Here is a 7,298-nt window from a genome sequence, read left to right as displayed (position 1 = left end):
ACTGCCGGTCGTGCGGGGCCCCGCGAGCACGTCTCGTGGGGCCCAGCACGTCGTAGTGGGAGTTTTCAACGATGAGCGGTTCCACCTCCGCCGACCTGCCGGTGGCCATCGGGGATCCCGAAGGTCCGCCCGCCGTCGTGCTGTCCGGCATCACCAAGCGCTTTCCGGGCGTCGTCGCCAACAGCGACGTCCACCTGAGCGTCAGAGTCGGCGAAGTCCACGCCCTGTGCGGTGAGAACGGCGCGGGCAAGTCCACCCTGATGAAGATCCTCTACGGGATGCAGCAACCCGACGAGGGCACCATCGAGGTGGTGGGCGAGCGCGTCCACTTCCGCACCCCCGCGGACGCGATCAAGGTCGGGATCGGCATGGTGCACCAGCACTTCATGCTGGCCGACAACCTGACCGTCCAGGAGAACGTCGTGCTCGGCGCCGAGGCGCTGCACGGCATCGGGGGCAAGGCGCGCAAGCGGATCCTCGAACTCGCGGGCGACACGGGCCTGAGCGTCGACCCCGGTGTGCTGGTGGAGCGGCTCGGCGTCGCGGACCGGCAGCGCGTGGAGATCCTGAAGGTGCTGTACCGCGGCGCCAAGGTGATCATCCTCGACGAGCCGACCGCGGTGCTCGTGCCGCAGGAGGTGGACGAGCTGTTCGCGACCCTGCGCGGCATGCAGGAGCGCGGTTTCACCTTCCTGTTCATCTCGCACAAGCTGGACGAGGTGCGCGCCATCGCCGATTCGGTGACGGTCATCCGCCGCGGCACGACGGTCGGCACCGCCGACCCGAAGGCGGTCAGCTCCCGGCAGCTCGCGGAGATGATGGTCGGCAGCGAGCTGCCCAGCCCGGAGACCAGGGAGTCCACGGTCACCGACCGCGAGGTGCTCCGCGTCGAGGGCCTCGCGCTGGTGGCGCAGGAGGGCACCCGGCCGGTGCTCGACGACATCGACCTCGTGGTCCGCTCCGGCGAGGTCGTCGGCATCGCGGGCGTCGAGGGCAACGGCCAGACCGAGCTGGTCGAGACGATCATGGGGATGCGCCGCGCGTCGTCCGGGCACGTCGTGCTCGTGAGCGCCGACGGCACCCGGAGGGACCTCACCAAGCTGGGCACCCTGGCCCGGCGCGAGGCTGGCATCGGGTACATCCCCGAGGACCGCCACCGCCAGGGCCTGCTGCTCACGCAACCGCTGTGGGCCAACAGGATCCTGGGTTACCAGACCCGCAAGCCCACCGCGCGGGGCGCCTGGCTCGACATCGCGGGCGCCAAGAAGGACACCCAGCGGATCGTGGACGAGTTCGACGTCCGCACGCCGGGCATCGACGTGGCCGCCGCCGCGCTGTCCGGCGGCAACCAGCAGAAGCTGGTCGTCGGCCGCGAGCTGTCCGGCGAACCGGTGCTGCTCATCGCGTCGCACCCGACCCGCGGCGTGGACGTCGGCGCGCAGGCGCTGATCTGGGACGAGATCAAGCGCGCGCGGGCCGCCGGCTTGGCCGTGCTGCTCGTCTCCGCCGACCTGGACGAGCTGATCGGCCTGTCGGACACCATCAAGGTCATGCTGCGCGGCAGGCTCGTCGCCGACGCGGACCCCAACACCGTCACCCCGGAAGACCTGGGCAGCGCGATGACCGGTGCCGGGAGCACCAGCGACGCCGTGGCCGGGATCGGCACAGGGCCGGACACCGCCGACGACGGCACCGACACCACGGAAGGCGAGCGCTGATGGGCAAGGTGCGCGGCAACCTGCTACCGCCCGCGCTGGCGATCCTGTTCTCCGCACTGCTGTGCGGGATCGCGCTGGTCGTCTCGGGGGCGAACCCCCTGACGGCGTTCGGCGCGATGGTGACGCAGGTCGGCGAGGGCACGACCGCTGTCGACATCGTCAACAGCACGGGCACGTACTACATCGCGGCGCTCGCCGTCGCGATCGGCTTCCAGATGAACCTGTTCAACATCGGCGTCGAGGGCCAGTACCGCGTGGCGGCCGTCGTCGCCGCGGTGTTCGGCGGCTCGGTGGCGCTGCCGCCCGGCATCCACACGCTGGCGATCATCCTGGTCGCCGCGCTCGCGGGTGCCGCGTGGGCCGCGATCCCGGCGATCCTCAAGGTGACGCGGGGCGTCAACGAGGTCATCTCCACGATCATGATGAACGGCCTCGCGCTCGGCCTGGCCGCGTACCTGATCCGCGACGACGTGTTCGGCGAGCTGCGGGGCAACAACATCCGCACCCCGGAGATCCCCACGTCCGGCTGGGTCCCCGGCATCTCGCTCGGCAGCTCCGGCACGGTCTTCGGCCTGGTGTTCCTGGCCGCGGCGCTGGGCATCGCCTACTGGGTGATGATGAACCGCACGCGCTTCGGCTTCGAGCTGCGCGCGTCCGGCGAGTCGTCCACGGCCGCCGCCGCCGGTGGCGTGAGCGCGAAGAAGATGATCCTGGTCGCGATGCTGCTGTCCGGCGCCATCGCTGGCCTGGTGTCGATGCCCGAGATCCTCGGCCGCGACCACACGTACAACCTGAACTTCCCCGCGGGGATCGGTTTCTCCGGCATCGCCGTCGCGCTGCTCGGCCGCAACCACCCCGGTGGCATCGCGTTCGGCGCGCTGCTGTGGGCGTTCCTGGACAAGTCCGGCCTCGCGCTGGACAACGTCGGTGTGTCGAGGGAGATCGTGACGATCATGCAGGGAGCGATCGTGCTGTCCGTCGTGGTCGCCTACGAGGTCGTCCGCCGCTACGAGCTGGCCGCCGAACAACGGCGCGTCGGCCGACAGCTCGGCACCGCCGAGCCCGTGGGAGGTGCGGCATGACCGCGTTGACCGACGCACCGCTGACGTCCATCCCGCCGCAGCGCAAGAAGGCGCTGCCCGGCTGGGCGACGGGCATGATCGCGATGGCGGGCGCCATCGCGCTGCTCGCCACCACCTCGTACCTGACCGGCGTGCCGCAGCTCACGTCGTCGGGCACCATCCAGACCGCCGTGCGGCTGGCGCTGCCGATCCTGCTCGCGGGCCTCGGCGGCCTGTGGGCGGAACGCGCGGGCGTGGTGAACATCGGCCTCGAAGGCATGATGATCATGGGCACCTGGGGCGCGGCGTGGGCCGGGTACCAGTGGGGCCCGTGGGCCGCGCTGGTCGCCGCCGCCGTGTTCGGCGCGCTGGGCGGCCTGCTGCACGCCATCGCCACGGTGACGTTCGGCGTCAACCACATCGTCTCCGGTGTGGCGATCAACCTGCTCGGCGCGGGCCTGACGAAGTACCTGTCGACGCTGATCTTCTTCCCGCTGTCGAGGAACCCGCGCGAGTCCCCGGCCGTGCCGAAGTTCGACACGTACTCGGCCGGTGGCCTGTCCGACTGGCTCAAGACCCTCGAGGACGAGCAGCGCGTGGCGATCTCCGACATCGCGGGCATCCTGCGCGGCCTCATCACCGGCGTCTCGCCGTTGACGATGCTGGCGGTCCTGTTCGTGATCGGCAGCTACCTGGTCCTGTGGCGCACGCGGTTCGGCCTGCGGCTGCGGTCGTGCGGCGAGAACCCCACCGCCGCGGAGTCGTTGGGCGTCAACGTCTACCTGTACAAGTACGCCGCTGTGATCATGTCCGGTGCCCTCGCGGGCATCGGCGGCGCGGCGCTCGTGCTGAACCCCGGCAACCCCGGCTACCTCGAGGGCCAGACCAACGGCCGCGGCTTCATCGGCCTCGCGGCGATGATCTTCGGCAACTGGCGGCCCGGTGGCCTGCTCGGCGGCGCGGCGCTGTTCGGCTACGCCGACGGCCTCCAGCTCCGCAGCGGCGGCAAGACGTTCCTCGCCCTCGTCTACGGCGCGGTGCTGCTGTTGGCCGTCATCGTGATCTGGCAGCTCGTCCGCCGCCGCTGGTTCGCCGCGGCAGCGGGCATCGTGGCCGCCGGTCTCCTCTACGGCGTGTACTACAGCGTCGACGAGGTGCCGAGCGAGCTCACCGCGTACGCCCCGCACCTGGTCACGCTGGTCGTGCTGGCCGTCGCCTCGCAACGGCTGCGCATGCCCGCCGCCGATGGCGTGGTGTACCGCCGTGGTTGATTGGGCGGTGTTGCGGGACCGGGCCGTCGAGGCCGCGCAGAGCGCCTACTGCCCGTACTCCGGCCTCCAGGTCGGGTCGGCGGCGCTCTGCGACGACGGTCGGATCGTGGTCGGCTGCAACGTGGAGAACGCCGCGTACGGGGTCGCCCTGTGCGCGGAGTGCACGATGGCTGGGCAGCTCCGCTTGACCGGCGGGGGCCGCTTCGTGGCCGTAGCCTGCCGGAGCGGCAGCGGCGACCTGCTGATGCCGTGCGGCCGGTGCCGCCAGGTGCTGTACGAGCTGGGCGGTCCCGAGTGCCTGGTCGACACGCCGCGCGGCCCGCTGCCGATGAGCGACGTGCTGCCCGACGCGTTCGGGCCGGAGGACCTGCCATGAGCTTCAGCGCGGTCGACGTGATCCGGGCCAAGCGCGACGGGCACCGGCTCACCGACGAGCAGATCGACTGGGTCGTCGACGCCTACACCCACGGCGTCGTCGCGGACGAGCAGATGTCCGCGCTGGCCATGGCGATCTTCCTCAACGGCATGGAGTCGTCCGAGACGGCCCGCTGGACCAGGGCGATGGTCATGTCCGGCGACCGGCTCTCGTTGGACGTGGACCGGCCGACCGTGGACAAGCACTCGACCGGCGGGGTCGGCGACAAGATCACCCTCCCGCTCGCCCCGCTGGTCGCGGCCTGCGGCGCGGCCGTGCCGCAGCTCTCCGGTCGAGGCCTCGGCCACACCGGTGGCACGCTGGACAAGCTGGAGTCCGTCCCCGGCTGGCGGGCCCGGTTGTCGTTGGACGAGATCGCCGCGCAGCTCTCGTCCGTCGGCGCCGTCGTGTGCGCGGCGACCGAGGGGCTGGCCCCGGCGGACCGCAAGCTGTACGCGCTGCGGGACGTGACGGGGACGGTCGAGGCGATCCCGCTGATCGCCAGTTCGATCATGAGCAAGAAGATCGCCGAGGGCGCCGAGGCGCTGGTGCTGGACGTGAAGGTCGGCTCCGGGGCGTTCATGAAGACGCTGCCGCAGGCGCGGGCACTGGCCGACGCGCTGGTCGGCATCGGCGTCGACCACGGGCTGAAGATCAGTGCCCTGCTGACGGACATGTCCGTGCCGCTCGGGGTCGCGGTCGGGAACGCCGTCGAGGTCGCGGAATCGGTGGAGGTGCTGAAGGGCGGCGGGCCCGCCGACGTGGTCGAGCTGACCGTCGCCCTGGCGCGGGAGATGCTGTCGCTGGCCGGGATCTCGGTGGACCCGGCCGCGGTGCTGGCGTCCGGCGAGGCCTACGAGACGTGGGCCCGGATGATCAGGGCCCAGGGCGGCGACCCGGACGCGCCACTGCCGGTTGGCGGGCACAAGCACGTGGTGACCGCTGGTGAAAGCGGTGTGCTGTCCACGTTGGACGCCTACGCCGTGGGCGTGGCGGCGTGGCGGCTCGGGGCGGGCCGGGCGCGCAAGGAGGACCCGGTGCAGGCCGGTGCCGGGATCCTGTGCCTGGCCAAGCCCGGCGACCGGGTGGTGGAGGGCCAGCCGTTGCTGGAACTGCGCACCGACACGCCGGACGCCGTGCCCTACGCTTTGGACGCGCTGACCGGCGGTTGGACGATCGCCGAATCGGCCGTGCCCCCCGGACCGTTGGTGATCGACACTATTCGAGGCTGATCGCGTGGTTCCCCTGAGTGCCGAGTCCCGCCGTGCTCGCGCGGCGTTCCGCTACGGATCCATCGCGCTGGTGGTCGGCGCCGTGCTGGCCGGCTACGGCGCGGTCGCCCAGGGGGCCATCTTCGTGGTCGGCCTGGTGCTGGTGCTGGCCGGGCTGGTGGCGGTGGTCCTGGCCCGGCGGGCCGAGCAGGCCAGGAAGAACGCCCACGGGGCGCGGGCGGAGATGGGCGCGAGCGTCGCGCCGTTCCTGCGCCGGTGGCCGCTGGTGCGGGTGCGGTCCGCTCCCGACATGGACTTCGGCGTCGCGCTGACCGGGTATTCGGACGACACCAATCCCTACGTGCCGCGGGTGGCTGATCGGTCGTTGCGGTACGCGCTGGGGGTCAGGCGTTTCGTGCTCGTTCGGGGTGGAGTGAAGGCCGGGCGGTCGCGGACGTTGGCGGAGGCGGTTCGTCAGGCGTTGCCGGATGCGTCTCTGGTGGTGCCCCGTGATGTGAAGGCTGCTGCCGCGTTGGCCGGGATGGAGCCCGCGTTGCCGTTGGAGGACGCGGTGGTGCTGCTCGACGACCTGACCGCGGTGGATCTGGAGTTCCTGACGCCCGCTGTTCTGGAGTTCTGGTCGGAGCGGGCTGTTCTGGTGGGGGTCATCACGCCCGAGGAGGTGGGGCGTGCGGGGGTGGTGGCTCGGGCCGTGCTGGAGAAGGCGACTGTTGTCGATCTTCCTTTTGAGTTGACGGCGCAGGAGTTGGCCGTGGCCGTGGACGACTATCCGGAGGAGTCCGGGTTCGTTCGCGGTAGTGGGATCGGGGCTGTGCTGGTCGGTGGGGACGAGTTGGTGCGGAGGCTTCGGACCGGGCGGCGGGATAGTCCGGCTGGGCAGGCGATCGTTCGGGCTGCTGTGGATGCTCGTGTTGCTGGGTTGAGGCGGCCTATTACCGAGCCTGAGTTGGTTCGGTTGTTTCCCAAGTACCTGGAGCGGATCACCGTGGGGGTGGATCCTGCTGAGGAGGTGTTCTTGGCGGGGTTGGAGTGGGCTACTGCTCCGGTGAGGTCGCAGGTGGCTTTGCTGCGGCGGGTTACCGGGGGGTTTGAGGTTTTGGATTATGTGGTGGCGGCTGAGGGTGGTGGGGGGTTGCCTGAGGACGCTGATGTGGATTTGTTGGCTGTTACCGGGGTGGGTGATGCTTATGGCATCGCTTGTGCGGCTCGGGATTCCGGGCGGGTGGATTTTGCTCGGGAGGCTTTTCGGCGGGCTATGGAGCATGAGGGGTCGTCGGCTGCTGCTGGGTATGCGTTGGGTGGGTTGTTGGTGGAGCAGGGGGATGCTGCTGCGGCTGAGCGTGCTTATCGGCAGGTTGTTGATGGTGGGGATGGTGTTTATGCGGGGTTGGCTACGGTGGGGTTGGGGGACTTGCTTGCTTCGCAGGGGGATTCGGATGGGGCTCGGGCGGTTTATTTGAAGGCCGTGGAGAGTGGGGATCCGGAGGTTGTGGCCTGGGGGAAGGCTGCTTTGGGTGGGTGAGGGTTGGGGTCCGGATTTGGGGGCCGGGTTTGTGGGTTCGGGGTTGGGTGGGTGCCGGGTTTTGGGGGTGGGTGGCCGA

General features: G+C 70.5%; 6 protein-coding genes. All 6 read left to right on the top strand.

Annotated elements, in window-relative coordinates:
* Positions 1–71: 71 nt before the first annotated feature.
* From NZH93_RS44015 to NZH93_RS43990, 6 genes are read left to right on the top strand one after another with little or no spacing between them, the layout of a single operon-like run.
* On the top strand, positions 72–1,718 hold the full coding sequence (locus NZH93_RS44015) for an ABC transporter ATP-binding protein (protein ID WP_259629299.1): 1,647 nt from the start codon (positions 72–74) through the stop codon (positions 1,716–1,718).
* Positions 1,718–2,800, top strand: a complete 1,083-nt coding sequence (locus tag NZH93_RS44010) for an ABC transporter permease (RefSeq protein WP_259629298.1) — start codon at positions 1,718–1,720, stop codon at positions 2,798–2,800. The genes NZH93_RS44015 and NZH93_RS44010 overlap by 1 nt, the downstream gene beginning before the upstream one ends.
* Complete coding sequence (locus NZH93_RS44005; RefSeq protein ID WP_259629297.1) at positions 2,797–4,050, top strand: ABC transporter permease; 1,254 nt, start codon at positions 2,797–2,799, stop codon at positions 4,048–4,050. The genes NZH93_RS44010 and NZH93_RS44005 overlap by 4 nt, the downstream gene beginning before the upstream one ends.
* The gene (locus NZH93_RS44000; RefSeq protein WP_259629296.1) at positions 4,025–4,426 is read left to right on the top strand and encodes a cytidine deaminase; all 402 of its coding nucleotides are present in this window, start codon (positions 4,025–4,027) and stop codon (positions 4,424–4,426) included. Before NZH93_RS44005 ends, NZH93_RS44000 begins: the two co-directional genes overlap by 26 nt.
* On the top strand, positions 4,423–5,697 hold the full coding sequence (locus NZH93_RS43995) for a thymidine phosphorylase (protein ID WP_259629295.1): 1,275 nt from the start codon (positions 4,423–4,425) through the stop codon (positions 5,695–5,697). The genes NZH93_RS44000 and NZH93_RS43995 overlap by 4 nt, the downstream gene beginning before the upstream one ends.
* Positions 5,698–5,701: 4 nt before the next feature.
* Positions 5,702–7,219 carry a tetratricopeptide repeat protein gene (locus NZH93_RS43990; RefSeq protein ID WP_259629294.1) on the top strand — a complete coding sequence of 506 codons (1,518 nt, stop codon included), beginning with the start codon at positions 5,702–5,704 and terminating at the stop codon, positions 7,217–7,219.
* The last annotated feature ends 79 nt before the right edge of the window (positions 7,220–7,298 follow it).

Origin of the sequence: Umezawaea endophytica (assembly GCF_025061645.1) — a bacterium.
In the GTDB taxonomy this organism is placed as follows: Bacteria; Actinomycetota; Actinomycetes; order Mycobacteriales; family Pseudonocardiaceae; genus Umezawaea; species Umezawaea endophytica.
Note: the sequence above shows the minus strand (reverse complement) of the source record. Positions and strands in the feature narration are given on the sequence as shown.

What these genes read in the sequence shown, in the direction of transcription:
- NZH93_RS44015 (WP_259629299.1), top strand. Translation starts at nt 72, where the DNA reads ATGAGCGGTTCCACCTCCGCCGACCTGCCGGTGGCCATCGGGGATCCC.
- NZH93_RS44010 (WP_259629298.1), top strand. Translation starts at nt 1,718, where the DNA reads ATGGGCAAGGTGCGCGGCAACCTGCTACCGCCCGCGCTGGCGATCCTG.
- NZH93_RS44005 (WP_259629297.1), top strand. Translation starts at nt 2,797, where the DNA reads ATGACCGCGTTGACCGACGCACCGCTGACGTCCATCCCGCCGCAGCGC.
- NZH93_RS44000 (WP_259629296.1), top strand. Translation starts at nt 4,025, where the DNA reads ATGGCGTGGTGTACCGCCGTGGTTGATTGGGCGGTGTTGCGGGACCGG.
- NZH93_RS43995 (WP_259629295.1), top strand. Translation starts at nt 4,423, where the DNA reads ATGAGCTTCAGCGCGGTCGACGTGATCCGGGCCAAGCGCGACGGGCAC.